A 20,826-nucleotide genomic window follows, 5' to 3' on the forward strand; every position below is an offset into this window, starting at 1 on the left:
CCGTGCCAATCAGTCGTGCTCTGAGCTCAGTCAGAGTTTGCGCCTGGCACCTGAGGTTTAGTTCTCAAAAGGAGTTTCGTGTCTTCACATCCGATTCGTGTTGCCATTGTCGGCGTAGGAAACTGCGCCGCATCGCTGGTCCAAGGTGTTCAGTACTATCGCGACGCTGACCCCAAGGCCACGATTCCGGGTCTGATGCACGTCGAGTTCGGCCAGTACCACGTCAACGATGTTCAGTTCGTTGCTGCTTTCGATGTTGATAGCAAGAAGGTTGGACTGGACCTGGCCGACGCCATCGGCGCCAGCGAAAACAACACCATCAAGATCGCCGACGTCCCTGCCACCGGGGTGACCGTCCAGCGTGGACATACCCTTGACGGCTTGGGCAAGTACTACCGCGAGACCATCGTCGAAGCTCCCGAGGAGGACGTCGACATCGTTGCTGTCCTCCGCGAAGCCAAGGTAGACGTCATGGTTTGCTACCTGCCCGTTGGTTCGGAGCAGGCTGCCAAGTTCTACGCCCAGTGCGCCATCGACGCTGGCGTGGCCTTCGTCAATGCCCTCCCCGTCTTCATTGCTGGCACCAAGGAGTGGGCTGACAAGTTCACTGCAGCGGGTGTTCCGATCGTGGGCGACGACATCAAGAGCCAGATCGGTGCCACCATCACCCACCGCGTGATGGCCAAGCTGTTCGAGGACCGCGGCGTCACCTTGGACCGCACGTACCAGCTGAACGTTGGCGGCAACATGGACTTCAAGAACATGCTTGAGCGCGATCGCCTTGAGTCCAAGAAGATTTCCAAGACGCAGGCCGTCACCTCCAACGTTGAGGCTGAGCTTCACGCTGACGACGTCCACATCGGGCCGTCCGATTACGTTGCCTGGCTTGACGACCGCAAGTGGGCCTTCGTCCGCCTCGAGGGCCGCAACTTCGGTGATGCTCCCGTTTCCCTCGAATACAAGCTCGAAGTATGGGATTCCCCGAACTCCGCAGGTGTGATCATCGATGCCATCCGCGCCGCCAAGATTGGCCTGGACCGCGGCATCGGCGGCCCGCTGCTCTCCGCATCCAGCTACTTCATGAAGTCCCCGCCGGAGCAGTTCAACGACGACCTGGCCCGCGACAAGGTGGAAGCCTTCATCCGCGGCGACATCGAGCGCTAAAGCCGAGCGCTAAAGCCCGCGCCCTTTAAAGACCGAGCGCTGACAAAAGACGCCTTCCCACTCCCGTGGGAGGGCGTCTTTTGTGCTTCCGATGCTCTCTCACATCCTGACGCTTTTCGGCCTTCCCTCTCTCACGTCCTGACGCTTTTCGGCTGTCGTTCTCTCACTTACCGTCAGCCTTTTGGGCATGCCGGTGGAGGTGATAGGGCATCCGTGGAAGGTGGCGTGGAGGTGATAGAGCATCCGTGGAAAGTGGCGTGGAGGTGAGAGAGCATCGGTGGAAAGCGGCCACGATGTGAGAGAAGGTCAGAAGAGGCCGGTTGGCTTGCCGTCGGCATCGACGTCCATGCGCATGGCGGCCGGTTCCTTGGGCAGGCCGGGCATGGTCATGACGGCTCCGGTCAGCGCGACGATGAAGCCCGCGCCTGTTTTTGGAATGAGTTCGCGAACATGTACCCGGAATCCCTTTGGCGCCCCAAGCTTGGATGCGTCGTCGGTGAATGAGTACTGCGTCTTGGCCATGCAGACGGGGAGCCCGCCCCACCCATTCTTTTGGATGTCCACAAGCCGCTTCTGTGCCGGGACGGAAAATTCCACGCCATCGGCGCCGTAGATCTCCTGCACAATGGTCCGGATCTTGTCCTCCACAGAAAGTTCCAGCGGGTACAAGGGATGGAAATTTGACGGCCTTTGCACTGCCGCTGCCACCTTGGATGCGAGCTCGTCCCCTCCGTCGCCTCCGCCGCCACGGCCCCAGACATCGGCGACGGCGGCTTCCACGCCTTCCGCTGCGCACCACGTCAGCAGCCACTGAAGTTCTTCGTCGGTGTCGGTGGCGAATTTGTTGATGGCGACGACCGGCGAGATACCGAACTTGGCAACATTCCCAACATGGCGTTTGAGGTTTTCCACCCCAGCGGCCACGGCGTCGACGTTGGGCTCGCTGAGTTTGTCCTTTGGAACTCCGCCTTGCATCTTGAGCGCACGGATCGTGGCCACAAGAACGACGGCGGACGGCGCCACGTCAGCGATGCGCGACTTGATGTCCATGTACTTTTCGGCACCCAGGTCCGCGCCGAATCCGGCCTCGGTGACCACGATGTCGGCAAGTTGCTGGGCAGTCCGCGTTGCGATAAGCGAGTTACAGCCGTGGGCAATGTTGGCGAAGGGGCCACCGTGGACCAGCGCCGGCGTCCCGGCGATGGTCTGGACAAGGTTTGGTTTGATGGCATCCTTCAAGAGCAATGTCAGGGCACCTTCCACACCAAGGTCCGCAACAGTTACCGGTTGCCGGTCGAAGGTGTAGCCGAAGGTGATCCGGCCCAAGCGCGTGCGGAGGTCGTCCAAGTCCGCGGCCAGGCAGAAAACGGCCATGATTTCGGAGGCCACTGTGATGTCAAAGCCATCTTGCCGGGGTACGCCCTGGGCGGGACCGCCGAGCCCGATAATGATTTCCCGTAGGGAGCGGTCGTTCATGTCGATGACCCGTTTGAACGTCATGCGGCGGGGGTCGATTCCGAGCTGGTTGCCTTGGAAGATGTGGTTGTCCACGAGTGCCATGAGGGCGTTGTTGGCCGAGGTGACGGCGTGGAAGTCGCCGGTGAAGTGGAGATTGATGTCGTCCATGGGCAGTACCTGTGAGTAGCCGCCTCCAGTTGCCCCGCCCTTCATGCCGAGGATGGGCCCAAGTGACGGTTCGCGGAGCGCGATCATCACTTTGTGGCCGGCGCGTGCGAGGGAATCGGCGAGGCCTACAGTGGTTGTCGATTTGCCTTCGCCCGCAGGGGTGGGGGACATGGCTGAAACGAGGACTACCTTGCCGGGCGCCTTGCCCTGAGGGAGCACAAGCTTGGCCGGATTGATCTTGGCTTTGTAAGGCCCATACAGTTCCAATGCGTCCACGTTGATGCCCGCCCGTCGCGCAATCTCTTCGATGGGCAGGATGGTGGCGCTATGGGCTATCTCAAGATCGCTCAGGCCCTTGTTTTCAGACATCGTTGTCCTTCGGCTTAGTGCTTACGCTGTGTTGGCCGACGCTCCGCGCCCGCCTACGCTGTGCGCGACAATCTATCAGTCAGCAGCCAGTAACCGCGTGAGGTTCACCGCCGGGGGACCAGCAGGCCGCTGACAGATTCGCGGTAGCTTTCCAAGGTGATCGCAGCAGTGCGCTGCCAGCCAAAGGATTCGGCATGGGTTGCGGCCAAACGGCCCATGTCCTCGCGTGTCTGGACGTCGTCGTACAAATCCTCGAGGGCATCAGCCCAGTCGGAAGGATCGTGACCATCCACGAGGATACCTGTCCGTCCATCGGAGATGGCGCGAGAGAGCCCACCAACGTTGGTGGCCACCACGGGGGTCCCGCACGCTTGTGCTTCCAAGGCCACAAGTCCGAAGGATTCGCTGAAAGAGGGCATCACTACGACGTCGGCGGAGCGGAACCAGCTGGCAAGCTCGGGCGCTACAACCGGCGGGCGATGCGTGACGATGTCAGCCAGCCCGGCCTCCTCGATGATGTGCTGCAGGTTGAAGTCCTTGGCGCCGCTGAGCGAGCCCAGAATGGTCATTTCCAAATCGATGTCCGGCCTGCGCTTTCGCAGGATGCCGGCTGCTTTGACGAAGACTTGGGGACCCTTGAGCCGTTGGATCCGGCCCGCGAACAGAATATGGAAGCTGTCCGGCCTGACATCGCGCTGGGCTCGGGATTTACGACGGAATGATGGCGTGAAGATCTGGAGGTCGACGCCCGGAGGCGCGATGTCGATCCTGTCGATATCTGCACCGTAGTGGGAGACCAGCTCGTCTGCCTCGGAAGCTGTATTGGCGATGAGACGGGTAGCTCCATCAACGATCCTCTGCTCGCCCTCCTCCCGACGCCGCGGCTCGGGGCGCTCACCGGACTCGAGAACAAGGTTCTTGACCTTCGCCATGGTGTGCATGGTGTGGATCAGCGGAACACCCCAGAGCTCAGACAATTCCAGACCCGCAACCCCGGACACCCAGTAATGCGAATGGATGGCGTCGTAGCGGCCGTTCGGTTGCTCGTGCCGGATTCGATCGATCTGCTCCACCATCTGATGGAGCAGGGCAGGCAATTCTTCCTTCGGGACTTTCCGCCGCGGTCCGGCCAGGACGTTGTGGACGCATACACCTGGACCGGGATGTTCGACGGCGGCCTGGCCGGCTTTGGTGGAACGGGTAAAAATCTCTACCTCTACGCCGGACTCCGCCAGTGCGAGGGCCAGTGCCCGCACATAGACGTTCATCCCCCCAGCGTCACCTGCCCCTGGCTGCTCCATGGGGGAGGTGTGCAATGAAAGGAATGCCACCCGCCGGATCAACGGCACATTTTCCTCCTTCGTGTGAAGCCAACTTGTGAAGCCAAACCACTTTTGCCCTGCAGAAAACACTACTCCTGAAGCCGAGCACTACATGGCGCCGATACCGGCTATGTGGACAAGCAATCCCGGCTAAGTGGACAAGGCTGCTAGCGTGTGCGCTGTGAGCCAAGAAACCCTTTTCGACATTCGCCCAGCCACATCCGAAGATTGGCCCGGTATCTGGTCCGTCATGGAGCCCATCCTCCGTGAGGGGGAGACCTTCACCTGGGACCGCGACACCAGTGAAGAAGCTGCCCGTTTGAAGTGGATGAAGGAAGCGCCGGGTCAAACGTTTGTGGCGGTGCGTACTGCGGATGGGCCGCACGCCGGAGGCGAGGTCCTGGGCACCGGCGAGTTCCATGCGAACCAGGCCGGTGGCGGCAGTCATGTGGCGAACGCCGGGTACATGGTGAGCTCCAAACATTCGGGCCAGGGAATTGCACGGGCGCTGTGTGCCTACTCGTTAAAAGAAGCCAAAGCGGCAGGATTCCGCTCCATGCAATTCAATGCTGTGGTGGAGAGCAACGTCCGCGCGGTGTGGTTGTGGCAATCGATGGGTTTCCGCATCCTGGCCACGGTCCCTGAGGCCTTCGATCACCCTGAAATCGGCTACGTCGGCCTGCATGTGATGTACCGGAAGCTCTAGGAGCCCACACAAATCATTTCCAGAGTCGCCGCAGATCCGGGAAGGCTGCCTCGTAGCCGTCAAGGAGTTGCGCGCCCAGCGATTCCGAACCTACCAGCGGGTGGGCGGCAAAGGCTTCCACTGCAGCGTCGCGGTCACCGTCCCGCACTGCCCGGACCGTCAGCCGCTCCACTTCCTTGACGTGTTGCATCAGGGTGAGGAACTGCCCTCCGGGCCGTTCCTGCGCAAGCGGCAGGGCGCCGTCGGGTGTTACCTCACAAGGAACTTCGACGACGGCGTCCCCCGGCAGCCCGGGCACGGCGACTCCCGCCTCACTAGCCGAGGAGGGGGAGACGGGTGAATTGGGGACATTGAGGATCAACTGGGCGGTCCCACCTCCGGATAGAGCCCGCATCACGGACAACGCCACACGCTCGTAGCCGCCCCCGGCGAGGTCTTCTTCGTCGCGATGCTCCCCGTGCGTACGGGCCTCGGCCAAGTAGCCTTCCTCGCGGGAGCGCCGGGCCGCATCCCACATGGCGTAGGCGTTCGAGGACTCCTCAAGGGAAGGGTAGAGCGCGCTCTGTTGTTGGTGGATGGACGCCCCGCGCGTTTCGCGTTGCTTCAGGATGGCTTCCGTGGCCTGCTCGGTTTCGTAGTAGTAGTAAAGGTATTCATTGGGCAGGCAACCGAGTTTCTCCAGAGTGTGCTGGCCGAACAAACGCCCTTCTTCGATCGTTTCGAGCGCCCCACGATCCGACAACAGTCCGGGCAGCAGGTCCCTGCCACCGGGCGCCAACCGGTAAAGCCAGCCGAGGTGGTTCAACCCGTAGTAGCCCACGCCGTCGAGCGTTCCTTCTGGAAGGGGCGAACCGGCGGCCCGGGCCGCACGCTGGACCAAGCCGCCAGCGGAATCGCAGATGCCAATGACCTTTCGTCCCAGCACCGGCACAAGTGCCTCGGTCACCATCCCGGCGGGGTTGGTGAAGTTGATGAGCCACGCATCCGGGCAATAGTGGCGCATTCCCTCGGCGAGCTCGAGCATGTGCGGGATGGAACGGAGGGCGTAAGAGATACCGCCTGCGCCCGTGGTCTCCTGGCCCAGCAAACCGAGGTCCAGGGCCACGCGCTCGTCGGCGATACGGCCTGCCGTCCCGCCGGGGCGGATCGCCGCAAAGACCATGTTGGTTCCGCTGAGTGCCTGCCTCAGGTCCGTGGAAATAACGACGGCGGGCCGGGAGCCTTCCGCCGTGGGCATATCGCGCAGGACAGCTTTGATGGCGGCGAGACGCGCGGAATCGACGTCGTAGAGCACCACCTCGTGCACCAGCCCCGCGAAGGGACCTGTACATAAGGCACGGTACACAAGGGGTACCCGGAATCCGCCGCCACCGGCGATCATCAGCCGCATGGTCCGAGTCTATGCAGCCCGGAAGGCGCAGCGTAGTGTGCCGTGCATGGACGCAATGCCCCAGCGACGTTTTGATCCCCTTGCTGCCGTGCGCACGGACGGCGACGGTCAATGCGACCTTCTCCTGGCAGGGACGGTCTTCCAGGACATCATTTTCACTGGACTCCCGCACTCTCCCGAGCCCGGCACTGAAGTGTGGAGCGAAGGCATGGGCAGCTGCCCGGGCGGGGTTGCCAACCAAGCGATCGCAGCAGCCCGGCTTGGCTTGAGGACCAACCTGGCGGCAGCGTTTGGCGACGACGGTTACGGCGATTACAACTGGCAGATCCTTGAAAGCCAGGAGCACGTGGACTTATCCCTGTCGCGTCGCGTCCCGGGCTGGCACTCGCCGGTGACGGTGTCCATGTGCGTTAACCAGGATCGATCCATGGTCACCCACGGGCACCCTGCGCCGATCAAGGCCTCGGACCTGATTGGGCAGCCACCCAAGGCGCTCGCCGCCGTCGCGGATCTGGACGAGGAGTTGGAACCGTGGATGCTGGCGGCGAAGACTGCCGGAACCAAGCTTTTCGGCGTGGTGGGCTGGGACCCCAGCGGAGAGTGGTCACAGCGCAGGCTGGAGCAACTCGAACACTTTTATGCTTTCCTGCCCAACGCGCCGGAGGCTATGGCGTTCACGGGCAAGACCGACCCCTGGGCGGCGCTATATTCTTTGGCCGATCGCGTTCCAGTGGCTGTGGTGACGCTCGGCGCCCAGGGCGCCATGGCCGTGGACTCGGAGACGGGCGAAGAGGAATGGGTGCCGTCATTGCCAGTGTCTGCGTACGATCCGACGGGCGCGGGTGATTGCTTCGGGGCGGCCTTCATTGTGGGCTGCCTGGCAGGGTGGAGACTGGGGGACCGCCTCCGGTTCGCGAACCTCTGCGCCTCACTGGCTGTGCAACAAGTGGGTGGGTCCTTGGCCGCACCCGGCTGGGGCGACATCGCGGACTGGTGGCAGCGCGCCAACGCACGGAAGGAACGCCAATCGAGCCAGTGGCTGCGGCGTTTCGCCTTCCTTGAGCCGATCGTGAAGGACATCCCCGCCGAGGCCCAACGGCGCGCCCGGGCGACGATCGCGCACTTGTCGGACGCCCAGTAGAAGAGCGGCAGTTATCCCCTCTTCACCCACACCACTAGAATCTCTAGGGTGACTTACGAAGCAGCTGCAGACATCGGGATCGGATCAAAAGCCTCCATAGCAAAGTCAGCGGTGCTGGAGCGTTCCGCCGTGATCGATCTTGAGGCCGTGCGGCACAACGTTCGTCAGTTCGTTGCCATAGCCTCCCCGGCCTCCGTGATGGCTGTGGTGAAGGCCGACGCTTATGGCCATGGCGTGGTGCAGGTGGCACGTGCAGCCCTCGACGCCGGAGCGGCCTGGCTCGGCGTCGCACACATTTCCGAGGCGCTCGCCTTGCGCGCCGCTGGCATTGACGCGCCATTGTTGGCGTGGCTGCACACCCGCGAAAGCAACTTCCAAGCCGCAGTTGCCGCCGGCATCGACGTCGGGATTTCTGGTTGGGAGTTGGACGCTGTCGTGGCGGCCGCCCGCGAACAGGAGCGCCCCGCGCGCGTCCATCTGAAGGTGGATACAGGGCTGGGCCGCAACGGCTGCCCCATCGCCGACTGGGACCAGTTGGTGGGCCAGGCCATGGAATACCAGGACGAAGGCCTGCTCCGCGTCGTGGGTATTTTCTCCCACCTGGCCGTGGCCGACGAGCCGCACCGTCCCGAAACGGACGAACAATTGACGGTTTTCCGTGATGCACTCGCCATCGCTCAGGATGCTGGCGTTGATACCGAGGTCAGGCACATCGCCAACACTCCCGCTGCGCTGTCCCGGCCGGATTCGCACTTCGACCTCGTCCGGGTCGGGCTCGGCATCTATGGGTTGTCGCCCTTCGAAGGGGTTACCTCCGCCGAACTTGGCCTGCACGCCGCCATGAGCGTCCGCACGCTCCTCTCCAACTGCAAAAAAGTCCCGCAAGGCCAAGGCGTTTCCTACGGCCTGAAGTACCACACCAGCCAGGAGAGCACGCTGGGCCTGGTTCCCCTGGGCTACGCCGATGGCGTCCCGCGCATCGCCACGGGCGGTCCAGTTCGCGTCAACGGCGTCACCTACCCTGTGGTGGGCCAGATCGCGATGGACCAGATGGTGATTGATCTTGGACCGCTCACACCAGAAGAAGCGGGTGGGCTCAAGGGCGCCGAAGCCGTGATGTTCGGCGACGGTGCGGATGGTGGCCCCACCGCGGATGACTGGGCGGCCGCAGCGGGAACCATCAACTATGAGATCGTCACGCGCATCAGCCCACGCGTGCCCCGCAGCTACATCAACGAGGTTCCTGCGCGCCCGGACGTCCACCATGGCACACAGACAGCATCTGAAACGGCGACGCTGTGAACGAACCACTGATCGAACCAAGCGAACCGCTGTGGGAACGCAGCCTGAAGGTCACGACGGCGGAGCAGACCCACGCGCTCGGCGCAGCACTGGGTGGGGTGCTTGAGGCGGGGGACCTCCTTGTCCTGACCGGAGAGTTGGGTGCGGGGAAGACGACCTTCACCCAGGGGCTGGGAGAGGGCCTGGGCGTACGTTCCGGGATCATCTCGCCTACGTTCGTGCTGGTTCGGATCCATCCGAACCTTCCGGATGGTCCGCGCCCCGGGGGCCCGGACCTGGTCCACGTCGACGCCTACAGGCTGGAATCAGCTGCCGAGATCGATGACATTGATCTTGAAAACACCATGGACACCGCCGTAACCGTCGTGGAGTGGGGGAGGGACAGGGTGGAGCACCTCTCGGACAGCCGCCTCGAAGTGGATCTTCACCGGTCGGTGGGTAGCGTAGGCGTTATGCAGGCCACCAACGTCGCTGACAGCGCCACGGTCCTCGACTTTGACACTGATGACGACGACGAACCGCGCACCATCGTTTTCCGCGGTTTCGGCCCCCGCTGGGCCGAGGCACCGAAGCTTCTTGAAACCACGATCTCCGAAGGAGGCCACTGATGCTGATCCTGGCCATCGACACTTCAGCAGTGGCCAGCGCTGCGCTGATATCGGACGTTGCCATGGAAGGCGTGGTGGATTCCTTCTCCACCGAGGACACCCGCAGCCATGCCGAAGTCCTTGCACCCGGCATCGAGAAACTCCTGGCCGGAGCAGGGGTTACCGGCGCGGACATTGACGTGATCGTCACAGGGGTGGGGCCCGGACCGTTTACCGGGCTGCGCTCGGGCATAGCAAGCGCACGCACCCTGGCCTTCGTCTGGAACAAACCGCTGTATGGCCTGATGAGCCTTGATGCGATCGCCCTTGAAGTGGCGGAGTCCACTGCGGCTGTTCCCGAATTCCTGGTGGCCACTGACGCCCGGCGCAAAGAGGTTTACTGGGCACGGTACGTCCTGGAGGAGGGCCAGCTACCCCAACTCATCGACGGACCGCATGTGGGTTTCGCCTCGGACTTGCCGGACCTTCCCGTGTTCGGGGCCGGCGCTGGACTGTACGCCGACGTCCTCCGTGGGGACGAAGACTTTGCGGACACACAGCCGGACGCGGCCTCCCTTGGCCAAGTGGCGCTGGCCCGGTTGACGGCAGGGCAGGAACTCTTGGATTCCACACCCTTGTACTTGCGCGAATCGGACGCCCAAGTGCCGGGTCCCAGGAAGCGTGCCCTGTGATGAAAGGGGAACGATGAAACTTTCACCCAAACTGGAGCTCTCCGGAGTTTCCCTGCGAGACATGACAGAGGCTGATGTCCCGGCCGTAGAAGCCTTGGAACGGCGATTGTTCCCCGTGGATGCCTGGCCCCTGCAAATGTTCTTCGACGAGTTGTCCCAGGCGGAGACTCGCCGCTACATGGTGGCCGAAGTTGCGGGCCAGATCGTGGCGTACGCCGGATTGATGTGCATTGAGCCGATCGCGGACGTCCAGACGATCGCCGTCGTTCCCGAATTCGAAGGCAAGGGCATCGGTTCGGCCATCCTGACCGAACTGATTGAAGAGGCGCGGCGGCGTCGCGCGGCGGACGTCCTCCTGGAGGTGCGTGCGGACAACCCCCGTGCACAGCAGTTGTATCTGCGCTTCGGATTCGAACAGATCCACGTGCGGCCCCGGTACTACCGGGACGGAACGGACGCGTTGATCATGCGCCTGCCCCTCAACAAGCCACATCCCACAGAAGGAGCCAACGCGTGAGCGGCCCTTATCCAGAACAGCCCAAGCAGCCGTTGGTGCTGGGCATCGAATCGTCCTGCGACGAAACGGGCGTCGGAATCGTGCGCGGTACAACGCTGCTGACCAACACGGTGTCCTCATCCATGGACGAGCACGTGCGCTTTGGTGGCGTCATCCCCGAGATCGCTTCGCGTGCCCACCTGGATGCCTTTGTCCCCACGCTCCAGGAAGCGCTCCATGAAGCCGGGGTGACCCTGGCGGACATCGACGCCATTGCTGTCACGTCAGGTCCCGGGTTGGCCGGCGCCCTCATGGTCGGTGTCTGCGCAGCGAAGGCCTTGGCCGTCGCTACGGGCAAGCCGCTTTATGCGATCAACCACCTTGTGGCGCACGTTGGCGTGGGGCTGCTGGAGGCAAGGCCCGACGCCGGTGCTGCCGCCGGCTTGGGTGCCGGCCAGTTGCCGCAGAACCTCGGTGCGCTTCTGGTTTCGGGTGGACACACAGAGATCCTCCGCATTCGCAGCATCACAGATGACGTGGAACTCCTGGGCTCCACCATCGACGACGCCGCCGGAGAAGCCTACGACAAAGTGGCCCGGATCCTGGGCCTTGGCTACCCCGGTGGTCCAGCCATAGACAAACTCGCACGCCAGGGCAATCCCAAATCGATCCGCTTCCCGCGCGGCCTTACGCAACCCAAATACATGGGCACCGCAGAAGAAAAGGGACCGCACCGCTACGACTGGTCCTTCAGCGGCCTGAAAACCGCGGTGGCCAGATGCGTGGAGCAATTCGAAGCCCGCGCTGAGGAAGTACCTGTAGCCGATATTGCAGCGGCATTCCAGGAAGCCGTGGTGGACGTCATTAGTTCCAAGGCGGTCCTGGCCTGCAAGGAGAACGGCATTACTGACGTGCTGCTTGGTGGTGGCGTTGCCGCCAACTCAAGGCTGCGTGAATTAACCGGTCAACGGTGCGTGTCGGCGGGCATCAAGCTGCACGTGCCGCCGCTGGATCTCTGCACGGACAACGGTGCCATGGTGGCAGCGCTTGGAGCTCAACTGATCATGGCCGGAATCGGGCCCAGCGGAATAGCCTTCGCGCCGGATTCTTCCATGCCCGTTACTACGGTGTCGGTGGCTGCGTAAGTTCCCTGGACTTAAGCGTCCGGGCCTTTGCGCATCTGCTGCACGAGGTCCATGACTACTGCCTGCAGGTCCCCGTTGTGTTCAGCGGCCACGCGGCGCTGGCGCTGGTAACTGGCGCCGCGTTCGATGATCTTCAGGACGTCGGCCAGTTCCTCAGAGCACCCGAGCTTGGCTGCCACGGGTTCCAAGCGTGCGACGGTTTCTGCCAGGTGCTCGGTGACCAACTGCTCGTTGCCCTTGGCATCAAGGATGATGATGGCTTCCATGCCATAGCGGGCGGCACGCCACTTGTTTTCCTGGACGTGCCATGGCGGCATCGTGGGGATGCTGCCGCCGGCGTCGAGGATGGAGGAGAACTCGTCCACGAGGCACTGCGTCAGTGCTGCGATCGCGCCCACTTCCTCGAGTGTGGCGAGGCCATCGCAAATGCGCATCTCGATAGTGCCCAGGTTGGAGACGGGTCGGATGTCCCAACGAATTTCAGAGGTGGCATCGATGACACCTGTGGTGAACATGTCCTGGACATAGGACTCGTATGCTTCCCAGGTTTCGAACTGGAACGGCAAGCCAGCGGTGGGGAGCTGCTGGAACATGAGGGCGCGCTGGGATGCGTAGCCGGTTTCTTCGCCGGCCCAGAAGGGGCTGGAAGCGCTGAGGGCCTGGAAGTGCGGGAAGTAGTTGACAAGGCCGTCCAGGATGGGGAGTACTTTGTCCCGGCGATCGATGCCCACGTGGACGTGGACACCGTAGATGACCATTTGGCGTCCCCACCATTGGGTCCGCTCGATCAGCTTGGCGTAGCGCTCCTTGTCGGTGACCGGCTGGAGCAGGGGAGGGCTGAAGGGATGGCTGCCTGCGCAGAACACCTCGACTCCCATGGGATCGGTGACTTCGCGGACAGCGGCGAGGGAGCGGCTGAGGTCCTCTTTGGCTTCCTTGACCGTTTCGCAGATTCCGGTAACGAGCTCCACGGTATTCAGGAGCAGTTCGCGCTTGATGTGGGGGTGTTCGTCGTCTTCGTTGAGGTCCGGGTGGTTCGCGGCCACGCCCTTGAGGACGTCGTTCGCGACTGAGACCAGTTCCCCGGTGCGTGCATTGACGAGCGCCAACTCCCATTCCACACCCAGTGTCGATTGCCTGGATGGCGCAAACTCAATCTGCACGTAGTCCCCTCGTTGCTTGTTTCTGCTGGAGTTTCAGCTGGACGCAACCCGCTGCGGGGCCGTCAGCGGTCGGCTCAAGTCTAGTGCAGCCGGAGCATGCGTGATTGCTGGCGGGTGCGCAGATCGTCCGGCGACGTGGGCGCACGTTCGTCATCAACAAGAACAATCCGCGCATGAAGGCCCGCCAGGGCTAACCGCGCGGCACTGTAAAGCAGCAGCGTAAAGAAGCCGTTGTTTAATGGGTGAATGCCAATCCTGAACAAAGACATGTCCCTGTGCATTTCGCTCGCGGCCCGGCCCAGCAACATCGGAACCCGGTTCCACAATTATTTGTACGACCTGCTCGGACTGAACTTTGTCTACAAGGCATTCGCCCCCGCGGATATCACTCTTGCAGTGGCTGGCATCCGCGGCCTCCCCATCAGGGGTGCCGCGGTGTCCATGCCCTATAAGGAAGCTGTCATCCCGCTGGTGGACGTCATGGATCCGTCGGCAAAGGCCATCGATTCGGTCAACACGATTGTCAACAACGACGGCGTCCTTACCGCCTATAACACGGACTACATCGCCATCGCCCGGCTCCTGAAGGACCACAAAGTACCTGGCAGCCACACCGTTCTTCTCCGTGGTGCCGGTGGTATGGCAAAGGCTGTCGCCGCCGCCCTCAGGGACGCTGGATTCACCGCTGTCACTATCGTGGCCCGCAACGAAACCACCGGCCGTGCGCTCGCGGACCTTTACGGTTTCGGCTGGCAGGACGACGTCAATGGCTCAACTGCAGACCTCATCATCAACGTCACGCCCTTGGGTATGGCCGGCGCCGACGAAACTGCCCAGTCCTTCGACGACGCAACCATTGCCGCCGCAAAAATAGTATTCGACGTCGTCGCCCTTCCCTCCGAGACGCCGCTCATCACCGCGGCCCGGAACGCCGGCAAGCCGGTGATCACGGGAGCCGAAGTTATCGCCATCCAGGCGGAGGAACAGTTCGTCCTTTACACGGGTGTCCGCCCGAGTGCTGATCAGGTCCGCGAAGCCTCAGAGTTCTCCCGTCGCTGACGTGACTTAGAACGTCACAGGCTCCACGACTACAGCCACTCTTTCCTCGCCAATCCTTGTGAGGACCAGGGTGGCTGTTTTCGCGGGCTTACTGTCGCGCTTGGATGGAAGCAGTTGCTTCCGCAGTTCTTCCGGAGTGACGGCCGTGCCACGCTTCTTGATGTCCAGCACCGTGACGCCATTCGCTTTGACCCAGGCTTTGAGCGCTTTCACGTTGTAAGGCATCACTTCCAGCACCTTGTATGCGCGCGCAAAAGGCGAGTCATGGAGTTCCGGGGCGCAGATGTAGGCGATATGTTCGTCCACCAGGTGCCCGCCAAGGCGTTCTGCGACGTCGGCTACCAGGCCTGCGCGGATGACCGCACCGTCGGGTTCGTAGAGGAACCCCTCAACAGGCCCGACGGCGGCTACCGGGCCGCCGTCGAAATCCTCGCCGCTGGTGAGCTCGGCAGCGCCCTGGGAGCCGATGACAAGTGCCGCGCGCCGGACCCCGGGACGGGCCACCGCGTTGAACCACAGGGCGACCTCAGTGACTTCGCCGCCTACGGAGACCCACTGCGCTTCACAGTTCACCGGAACCGAGTCGTGCGGCATCCCCGGACCCATCTTGACTCCCACTGCCCGGCCGGCCGAGGCCAGGCCTTCAACGAACGACAACGGGGGAGAGAACGCTTCCGGATCCCAGATCCTCTTGGTCCCGGACGTCGAGGTTGTGCGTCGTGCGGGGTCCAGCCACACGCCGTCGATCCCGTTCAGGTCCACTGATGTGGCATCGGAATGCACCACCGTGGCGTGCGGGAAGGGCATGAGGTTGATGGTGGCGCAGGCGGCAGTGGTTTCGTCCATTTCCACGGCGGTCACGGCAATGTCCATGGAGGCCAAGGCCATGGAGTCAGCTCCGAGGCCGCAGCCGAGGTCGGCTACGTGGGAAATGCCGGCCTTGGCAAAACGCTCGGCGTGCCGGGCCGCGACGTTGAGGCGGGTTGCCTGTTCGAGTCCGGCCTGGGTGAACAGCATCTGGCGGGCAAACTCGCCGAACTTTGCTTCGGCGCGGGTCCGGAGCCGGGACTGCGTCAGTACCGCGGCCACGAGTTCAGGGGAGTGGCCTGCTTTTCGGAGGTCGGCGTTAACGCTGAACGCTTCGTCTTCGCGGTACGGCCCCAGCGAGGCAAGGAGTTCCCATCCTTCAGTGGTCAGCAAGGGTGCGATCTGTTCCTGCGGTGCGTGAGACATGGGATCAAGCCTAACGGCGCCCGCCATGACGCCGTGAGTTGGGAACCAGCCCGATAGGGTTGTTTTCATGGAAGACAACGCAGCTCCGCAGCCCTCCGACGCAAACAACCCGGGCGGGAACCACTCCACTGCCCCGGGAGCTTCAGAGCATTCCTCCGGTCGATCCCTCGTGGCTTTTGCCCGTCCTGCCTTGATCGCGGGGGCCGTGATCGCTGTAATCTGCATTGGCCTGCTGATCGTCATCTTCGCGTTGGACTCATTCAACGCTGCGGCGTACTCCGTGACGGGCAAGAGCGTGAATGACGCTACTGATGAAGCCCGCGACATCCGGGAGCTCTACAGTGGGGCCCGCATTGGCGGGATTATCGCCTTGGTGATTTCCGGCGTCGTGGCCCTGGCGGCCGCCGTCGTGCTGTATTTGAACCGTGGATCTGCCCCTGCAGATGAGGACGACGACGGCGAAGACTACGATTTGGACGACCTCACCGGTCGGTAACGGGAGTTCACTCAGGACGAAATTCTGGCACTCACCTTGACCGAGTGCTAACGCTTACATAGAGTCGTGTTAGCACTCTCCCCCGGAGGGTGCTAATCACGCCAGGCGTCACCGGCACCGCGACGACGGTTGCACGCCACGGCACCCTAGTTCTTAGTCCATGAATCAGCTCATGAAAAGGAGAGTCCGAGTGTCGGTCTCGATTAAGCCTCTTGAGGATCGTATTGTTGTTCGCCCGCTCGAAGCAGAGCAGACCACGGCTTCCGGCCTGGTAATTCCGGACTCCGCGCAGGAGAAGCCGCAGGAAGGCGAAGTTGTTGCAATCGGCCCCGGCCGCTTCGATGACAACGGCAACCGCGTCCCGGTTGACGTAACTGTTGGCGACGTCGTCATCTACTCCAAGTACGGTGGAACCGAAGTCAAGACCGGCGGCAACGAGTACCTCGTTCTGTCCGCCCGCGACGTCCTTGCGATCGTCGTAAAGTAACTTCCTGGAGCCCCGCACCGCAGCCGCGTTGGAATCATTCCGACCTTCTGCGGTGCGGGTTTTCCGTCTTGAAAGGACACAACCATGGCAAAGCAGCTTGCTTTTAACGATGCTGCCCGCCGGTCTCTTGAGGCCGGTATCGACAAGCTCGCCAACACTGTCAAGGTGACGCTTGGCCCGCGCGGCCGCAACGTCGTGCTGGACAAGAAGTGGGGCGCTCCCACGATCACCAACGATGGCGTGACGATCGCCCGCGAAGTTGAGCTTGACGACCCCTACGAGAACCTTGGTGCACAGCTGGCCAAGGAAGTAGCGACCAAGACCAACGACGTCGCTGGCGACGGCACCACCACCGCTACGGTGCTGGCGCAGGCACTGGTCAAGGAAGGCCTGCGCAACGTTGCTGCTGGTGCCGCTCCTGGCGAGATCAAGCGCGGCATCGAGGTTTCCATTGAAGCCATCGCAGCCCGCCTCCTGGAGAACGCAAGCGAAGTGCAAGGAACCCAGGTTGCCAACGTTGCCGCCATCTCCGCACAGAGCGACGAAATTGGCGAACTATTGGCCGAGGCGTTCGGCAAGGTGGGCAAAGATGGCGTCATCACCATCGAAGAATCCTCCACCACCCAGACGGAACTCGTCCTCACCGAAGGCATGCAGTTCGACAAGGGCTACCTTTCCCCGTACTTCGTCACTGACGCAGAACGTCAGGAAGCAGTCCTCGAAGACGCCTTGATCCTGATCAACCAGGGCAAGATCTCCTCGCTGCAGGACTTCCTGCCGTTGCTGGAGAAGGCGCTGCAGGCCTCCAAACCGCTGTTCATCATCGCCGAGGACATTGAAGGCGAAGCCCTGTCCACGCTGATCGTCAACCGCATCCGCGGCACGCTGAACGTTGTGGCTGTCAAGGCTCCGGGCTTCGGCGACCGCCGCAAGGCCATGCTCCAGGACATCGCTACGCTCACGGGCGCCCAGGTTGTTTCTCCGGACCTTGGCCTCTCGCTGGACACCGTTGGCCTTGAGGTACTGGGTACGGCACGCCGCATCACGGTCACCAAGGACAACACCACCATTGTTGATGGCGCCGGAACCGAGCAGGACGTTTCCGACCGCGTGGCCCAGCTGCGTGCCGAACTCACCCGCACGGACTCTGACTGGGACCGCGAGAAGCTGCAGGAGCGCCTGGCCAAGCTGGCTGGCGGTATCGGCGTTATCAAGGTCGGCGCAGCCACCGAGGTTGAGCTGAAGGAAAAGAAGCACCGCATCGAGGACGCCGTTTCCTCCACGCGTGCTGCCCTTGAAGAAGGCATCGTTTCCGGTGGCGGTTCCGCCCTCATCCACGCCCTCAAGGCACTGGACGAGTCCCCGGCCGTCAAGGCACTGGAGGGTGACGCAGCAGCAGCTGTTGGCATCGTCCGCCGCGCCTTGGTCCAGCCGCTGCGCTGGATCGCCCAGAACGCCGGCTTCGACGGCTTCGTCGTCGTTTCCAAGGTCTCCGAACTCGAAGCCAACCACGGCTTCAACGCCAAGTCCGGCGAGTACGAGGACCTGATCGCCGCCGGTGTGATCGACCCCGTCAAGGTCACCCGTTCCGCACTTCGCAACGCCGCTTCCATCGCTGCCCTGGTTCTCACCACCGAGACCCTGGTTGCCGAGAAGCCGGCTGAGGACGAAAACGCACACGCAGGCCACCAGCACTAACAGCCTGTTCGAAAAAGCCCTGGTCACTCGTGGCCAGGGCTTTTTTCTGCCCTCTTGCGCTTCCTGGCTGCGATTGTGGCATCGCCTTGGGGCGTCCTGACCTACTTTGAACCCCAGGCACCCGCCGTGCAACCGAAAAAGGGTGACAAAGTGGCATCTCGGGACCAGAGAAGGTCAGGGACCCACACGGCGCGTCAGGGATTCGTGGAGCCATTGTGGGCTTACGACGGCGGCGGTACCCTGACGCTAATACGGCCGATTGGGTGCGCCAACCGGGTTGCTCGCGGTCGCAGAATGAGTGTGGACTATGCCGGTTACAGCCTTGGATCTGGGACGTTCCGCGTTCTCCGAGCACCGCTGGAGCGATGCGCTTGACTGCCTTGCCCGGGCGGACACGGAGGGCGGACTTCCACCCCAGGACATTGAAGTCGCCGCCTCGGTGGCCATGCTGTTGGGCAAGGACTCCGAAGGCGTCGCCTACCTGACGCGGGCGCACGATGAATATGTCACCGTAGGAGACATGGCTGCAGCCGCCCGTTGCGCAACGTGGCTGGTGCTGTTCCTCATGGACATCGGGGAGCCAGCCCGCAGCTCGGGCTGGATGTCCCGGGCAAAACACTTGGTGGAAGAACTAGACGAGCCCACCGAAGCTGAAGGCTACCTCCTGATTCCGTCCGCGCTGGGAGCCTTGTACGGAGGAAATCCTGAAGCCAGCAATGAGCTCTTTGGCCGCGCCTTGGCTGTGGGACAGCGATTCGGCGACAAGGACCTCATGGCCCTTGGACGGCTGGGCCTGGGCACGGCCAGCATCACCCTTGGATTCCCGGACAGGGGCTTGGAGATCCTGGATGAAGTCATGGTTTCCGTGACGGCGGGGGAAGTATCGCCCATTCCTTCAGGCATCATCTACTGCTCCGTCATCGGCAGCTGCCGCCTCGCCTTCGACGTCCAGCGTGCCCATGAATGGACCGCCGCGTTGGAACGCTGGTGCGGGGACCGGCCGGACATGGTGATGTTCAGCGGGCAGTGCCAGTCCCACAGGGCAGAACTGTTCATCCTCCATGGCGCCTGGGACGACGCCATAGCAGCCGTCCACATTGCCCAGGACCGCTCGCGCCGCGGCGATCCGGAAGCGGCCTGGGGTGCGTGGTATCTGCAGGGCGAGATTCTGCGTTTGAAGGGCCAATTTGATGAAGCCAGCGCGGCTTATGCCAAGGCTGCAGAGACCGGCTTCGAAGCTCTCCCCGGGCTCGCGCTGGTGCTGGCAGGCCAGCAAAAAGTGTCTCAGGCCCAAGCCATGTTGCGACGGGCCATGGCAGGCTCGGACCCCGCCAACCGACGGCGGTTGCTTCCCGCCGTCGTCGACGTCGAGCTTGCCGCTGGTGACCTTAAAGCCGCAAGGGCCGCGGCTGACGAACTCGCGGCTCCGGTCCTTGAAACGGGCAGGCCCCTGGAACGGGCGCTTGCGGCGCAGGCGGAAGCCCAAGTGCTGCTCGCAGAGGGCAACGCGGGCGACGCGCTGGTGGCCTCAAGAAAGGCATGGCGGCTCTGGTACAGCCTTGAGGCTCCTTATGGCGCGGCCACGTGCAGGGTGTTGACGGGTCGCGCCTGTTTGGAACTGGGCGATCCCGACTCTGCCGCCATGGAATTCGAAGCAGCCACAGCCGAGTTCGCTGAACTCGAAGCAACGCCTGCTGTAACTGAGGTGCTGGGCCTTACTGCGGGACGAGGCAGTGCGGGAGCCGGCGGGGTGGGAGGTGGTGGGAATGGATCTGCGCCCACCGCCCATGAACTTACAAACCGTGAACTGGAAGTCCTGCGGCTTGTAGCTGACGGAAAAGCCAACAAGTCCATTGCCCGGGAACTGTATCTCAGCGAAAAAACCGTTGCCCGGCACGTCAGCAATATCCTCAGCAAACTCTCCTTGCCCTCCAGGGTTGCTGCGACCAGGTACGCCTTCGAACACCACTTGACCAACTGATCTTCTCTCACATCCCACAGCCTTTCTCCCGATCTTCTCTCACGTCCTGCGGGGTTTCTCCCGATCTTCTCTCACGTCCTGCGGGGTTTCTCCCGATCTTCTCTCACGTCCCGGCATGCGCATAAATACCCATGTCCCATCCAGCAGGATGCGTCATTTGGCCGACGCGGCAGAGGGCGCCGGACTCATAGTTTGGGCTTATGAACATTCCACTGCTCGCCGGCACCGTATCCACCGTGCTCTTTGCATCCAGCATGCTGCCCATGTTGGTCAAGGCAGTCCGCACCAAGGACCTGGCCTCCTACAGTTTGAGCAACATCACTTTGACCAACATCGCCAACGCAGTGCATTCCTTCTACGTCTTCGACCTTCCGGCGGGACCCGTGTGGCTGTTGCACTCCTTCTACGTGGTGACGTCGGTATTGATGTTGGTGTGGTGCCTGCGGTACCGGAAGGCTCCGGCTGAAACCCCTGTAACTGCAACCCCAGCAACGCGAGGTCACTTAAGGCCCATGTCGGCCGCTGCCATGGGCCATAAGTGACTGTGAGGATTGTTGTGGCTGGTCTGGGACTGGCTGGCAGAGTGGGTATTGGCCGTGCTGCCCCTTGGATGTGACTCRGTAAGTGACTGGCCCCGCAAGGGTGTCCTGGAGTGGGATCTGTCCATCCGAGGGGTGGGGCGGCCGGTACCGCCCGGCCCACCTCGGTAACTTGATCAGAAGGTTGTCCGCCCGCTAGGGCGTGACTCGTCACAGTGTTGTTCCGAAGT

At 62.6% G+C, this 20,826-nt stretch carries 19 protein-coding genes and 1 pseudogene; 15 read left to right on the forward strand and 5 right to left on the reverse strand.

The features are described from left to right. The first annotated feature begins 78 nt into the window (after window positions 1-78). Entirely contained in the window at window positions 79-1,164 is a 1,086-nt protein-coding gene (locus tag AB4Z15_RS18005) for an inositol-3-phosphate synthase (RefSeq protein ID WP_442004089.1), read from the forward strand. A 306-nt stretch (window positions 1,165-1,470) separates the two neighbouring features. Here AB4Z15_RS18005 and AB4Z15_RS18010 read toward each other — a convergent pair whose 3' ends face one another. Together AB4Z15_RS18010 and mshA are read right to left on the reverse strand one after the other, a co-directional pair. After that, a complete protein-coding gene (locus tag AB4Z15_RS18010; protein WP_442018356.1) occupies window positions 1,471-3,159 on the reverse strand; it encodes a formate--tetrahydrofolate ligase in 1,689 nt (562 codons plus the stop codon). Between the two features lie 104 nt (window positions 3,160-3,263). After that, complete coding sequence (gene mshA / locus AB4Z15_RS18015; RefSeq protein ID WP_442004091.1) at window positions 3,264-4,508, reverse strand: D-inositol-3-phosphate glycosyltransferase; 1,245 nt, start codon at window positions 4,506-4,508, stop codon at window positions 3,264-3,266. A gap of 145 nt (window positions 4,509-4,653) precedes the next feature. On the opposite strand from mshA, the gene AB4Z15_RS18020 reads away from it, so the two are divergent. Beyond that, window positions 4,654-5,187 carry a GNAT family N-acetyltransferase gene (locus AB4Z15_RS18020; protein ID WP_442018357.1) on the forward strand — a complete coding sequence of 178 codons (534 nt, stop codon included), beginning with the start codon at window positions 4,654-4,656 and terminating at the stop codon, window positions 5,185-5,187. A gap of 13 nt (window positions 5,188-5,200) precedes the next feature. Here AB4Z15_RS18020 and AB4Z15_RS18025 read toward each other — a convergent pair whose 3' ends face one another. Beyond that, window positions 5,201-6,577, reverse strand: a complete 1,377-nt coding sequence (locus AB4Z15_RS18025) for a family 4 glycosyl hydrolase (protein WP_442018358.1) — start codon at window positions 6,575-6,577, stop codon at window positions 5,201-5,203. 46 nt (window positions 6,578-6,623) lie between these two features. Here AB4Z15_RS18025 and AB4Z15_RS18030 point away from each other — a divergent pair, with 46 nt between their 5' ends. From AB4Z15_RS18030 to tsaD, 6 genes are read left to right on the forward strand one after another with little or no spacing between them, the layout of a single operon-like run. Next, window positions 6,624-7,718 (forward strand): carbohydrate kinase family protein, encoded by a 1,095-nt coding sequence (locus AB4Z15_RS18030; RefSeq protein ID WP_442018359.1) that lies wholly within the window; start codon window positions 6,624-6,626, stop codon window positions 7,716-7,718. Between the two features lie 48 nt (window positions 7,719-7,766). Continuing rightward, window positions 7,767-9,020 carry an alanine racemase gene (alr, locus tag AB4Z15_RS18035; RefSeq protein WP_442018360.1) on the forward strand — a complete coding sequence of 418 codons (1,254 nt, stop codon included), beginning with the start codon at window positions 7,767-7,769 and terminating at the stop codon, window positions 9,018-9,020. Then, window positions 9,017-9,628 (forward strand): tRNA (adenosine(37)-N6)-threonylcarbamoyltransferase complex ATPase subunit type 1 TsaE, encoded by a 612-nt coding sequence (gene tsaE, locus AB4Z15_RS18040; protein WP_442018361.1) that lies wholly within the window; start codon window positions 9,017-9,019, stop codon window positions 9,626-9,628. Before alr ends, tsaE begins: the two co-directional genes overlap by 4 nt. Further along, window positions 9,628-10,299 carry a tRNA (adenosine(37)-N6)-threonylcarbamoyltransferase complex dimerization subunit type 1 TsaB gene (tsaB, locus tag AB4Z15_RS18045; protein ID WP_442018362.1) on the forward strand — a complete coding sequence of 224 codons (672 nt, stop codon included), beginning with the start codon at window positions 9,628-9,630 and terminating at the stop codon, window positions 10,297-10,299. Before tsaE ends, tsaB begins: the two co-directional genes overlap by 1 nt. Before the next feature lie 13 nt (window positions 10,300-10,312). Continuing rightward, window positions 10,313-10,816: a ribosomal protein S18-alanine N-acetyltransferase gene (gene rimI / locus AB4Z15_RS18050; protein WP_442018363.1), complete on the forward strand. Its 504-nt coding sequence runs from the start codon at window positions 10,313-10,315 to the stop codon at window positions 10,814-10,816. Beyond that, complete coding sequence (gene tsaD, locus AB4Z15_RS18055; RefSeq protein ID WP_442018364.1) at window positions 10,813-11,940, forward strand: tRNA (adenosine(37)-N6)-threonylcarbamoyltransferase complex transferase subunit TsaD; 1,128 nt, start codon at window positions 10,813-10,815, stop codon at window positions 11,938-11,940. Before rimI ends, tsaD begins: the two co-directional genes overlap by 4 nt. A gap of 11 nt (window positions 11,941-11,951) precedes the next feature. Here tsaD and AB4Z15_RS18060 read toward each other — a convergent pair whose 3' ends face one another. Then, complete coding sequence (locus AB4Z15_RS18060; protein ID WP_442004100.1) at window positions 11,952-13,103, reverse strand: glutamate--cysteine ligase; 1,152 nt, start codon at window positions 13,101-13,103, stop codon at window positions 11,952-11,954. Between the two features lie 113 nt (window positions 13,104-13,216). Here AB4Z15_RS18060 and AB4Z15_RS18065 point away from each other — a divergent pair. Both AB4Z15_RS18065 and AB4Z15_RS18070 read left to right on the forward strand, forming a co-directional pair. Beyond that, window positions 13,217-13,297 (forward strand): annotated as a pseudogene (locus AB4Z15_RS18065) (50S ribosomal protein L36); the annotation flags it as partial. Between the two features lie 52 nt (window positions 13,298-13,349). Beyond that, window positions 13,350-14,162, forward strand: a complete 813-nt coding sequence (locus AB4Z15_RS18070) for a shikimate 5-dehydrogenase (protein ID WP_442018365.1) — start codon at window positions 13,350-13,352, stop codon at window positions 14,160-14,162. Window positions 14,163-14,168: 6 nt separating this feature from the next. Here AB4Z15_RS18070 and AB4Z15_RS18075 read toward each other — a convergent pair whose 3' ends face one another. Next, complete coding sequence (locus AB4Z15_RS18075; protein ID WP_442018366.1) at window positions 14,169-15,395, reverse strand: THUMP-like domain-containing protein; 1,227 nt, start codon at window positions 15,393-15,395, stop codon at window positions 14,169-14,171. Window positions 15,396-15,462: 67 nt separating this feature from the next. Here AB4Z15_RS18075 and AB4Z15_RS18080 point away from each other — a divergent pair, with 67 nt between their 5' ends. From AB4Z15_RS18080 to AB4Z15_RS18100, 5 genes are all read left to right on the forward strand, one after another. Beyond that, the gene (locus AB4Z15_RS18080) at window positions 15,463-15,891 is read left to right on the forward strand and encodes a hypothetical protein (protein ID WP_442018367.1); all 429 of its coding nucleotides are present in this window, start codon (window positions 15,463-15,465) and stop codon (window positions 15,889-15,891) included. A gap of 190 nt (window positions 15,892-16,081) precedes the next feature. After that, window positions 16,082-16,378 carry a co-chaperone GroES gene (gene groES / locus AB4Z15_RS18085; RefSeq protein ID WP_211711208.1) on the forward strand — a complete coding sequence of 99 codons (297 nt, stop codon included), beginning with the start codon at window positions 16,082-16,084 and terminating at the stop codon, window positions 16,376-16,378. Between the two features lie 84 nt (window positions 16,379-16,462). Beyond that, the gene (gene groL, locus AB4Z15_RS18090; protein WP_442018368.1) at window positions 16,463-18,076 is read left to right on the forward strand and encodes a chaperonin GroEL; all 1,614 of its coding nucleotides are present in this window, start codon (window positions 16,463-16,465) and stop codon (window positions 18,074-18,076) included. Between the two features lie 307 nt (window positions 18,077-18,383). Then, window positions 18,384-20,057, forward strand: a complete 1,674-nt coding sequence (locus tag AB4Z15_RS18095) for a response regulator transcription factor (protein ID WP_442018369.1) — start codon at window positions 18,384-18,386, stop codon at window positions 20,055-20,057. Between the two features lie 200 nt (window positions 20,058-20,257). Continuing rightward, entirely contained in the window at window positions 20,258-20,599 is a 342-nt protein-coding gene (locus AB4Z15_RS18100) for a hypothetical protein (RefSeq protein WP_442018370.1), read from the forward strand. Window positions 20,600-20,826 lie beyond the last annotated feature (227 nt).

This window comes from Paenarthrobacter sp. 2TAF44, assembly GCF_052114885.1.
Lineage (GTDB): Bacteria > Actinomycetota > Actinomycetes > Actinomycetales > Micrococcaceae > Arthrobacter.

What these genes read in the sequence shown, in the direction of transcription:
- AB4Z15_RS18010 (WP_442018356.1), bottom strand. Translation starts at nt 3,159, where the DNA reads ATGTCTGAAAACAAGGGCCTGAGCGATCTTGAGATAGCCCATAGCGCC.
- AB4Z15_RS18025 (WP_442018358.1), bottom strand. Translation starts at nt 6,577, where the DNA reads ATGCGGCTGATGATCGCCGGTGGCGGCGGATTCCGGGTACCCCTTGTG.
- AB4Z15_RS18030 (WP_442018359.1), top strand. Translation starts at nt 6,624, where the DNA reads ATGGACGCAATGCCCCAGCGACGTTTTGATCCCCTTGCTGCCGTGCGC.
- tsaB (WP_442018362.1), top strand. Translation starts at nt 9,628, where the DNA reads ATGCTGATCCTGGCCATCGACACTTCAGCAGTGGCCAGCGCTGCGCTG.
- rimI (WP_442018363.1), top strand. Translation starts at nt 10,313, where the DNA reads ATGAAACTTTCACCCAAACTGGAGCTCTCCGGAGTTTCCCTGCGAGAC.
- AB4Z15_RS18070 (WP_442018365.1), top strand. Translation starts at nt 13,350, where the DNA reads ATGCCAATCCTGAACAAAGACATGTCCCTGTGCATTTCGCTCGCGGCC.
- AB4Z15_RS18075 (WP_442018366.1), bottom strand. Translation starts at nt 15,395, where the DNA reads ATGTCTCACGCACCGCAGGAACAGATCGCACCCTTGCTGACCACTGAA.
- AB4Z15_RS18080 (WP_442018367.1), top strand. Translation starts at nt 15,463, where the DNA reads ATGGAAGACAACGCAGCTCCGCAGCCCTCCGACGCAAACAACCCGGGC.
- groL (WP_442018368.1), top strand. Translation starts at nt 16,463, where the DNA reads ATGGCAAAGCAGCTTGCTTTTAACGATGCTGCCCGCCGGTCTCTTGAG.
- AB4Z15_RS18095 (WP_442018369.1), top strand. Translation starts at nt 18,384, where the DNA reads ATGCCGGTTACAGCCTTGGATCTGGGACGTTCCGCGTTCTCCGAGCAC.
- AB4Z15_RS18100 (WP_442018370.1), top strand. Translation starts at nt 20,258, where the DNA reads ATGAACATTCCACTGCTCGCCGGCACCGTATCCACCGTGCTCTTTGCA.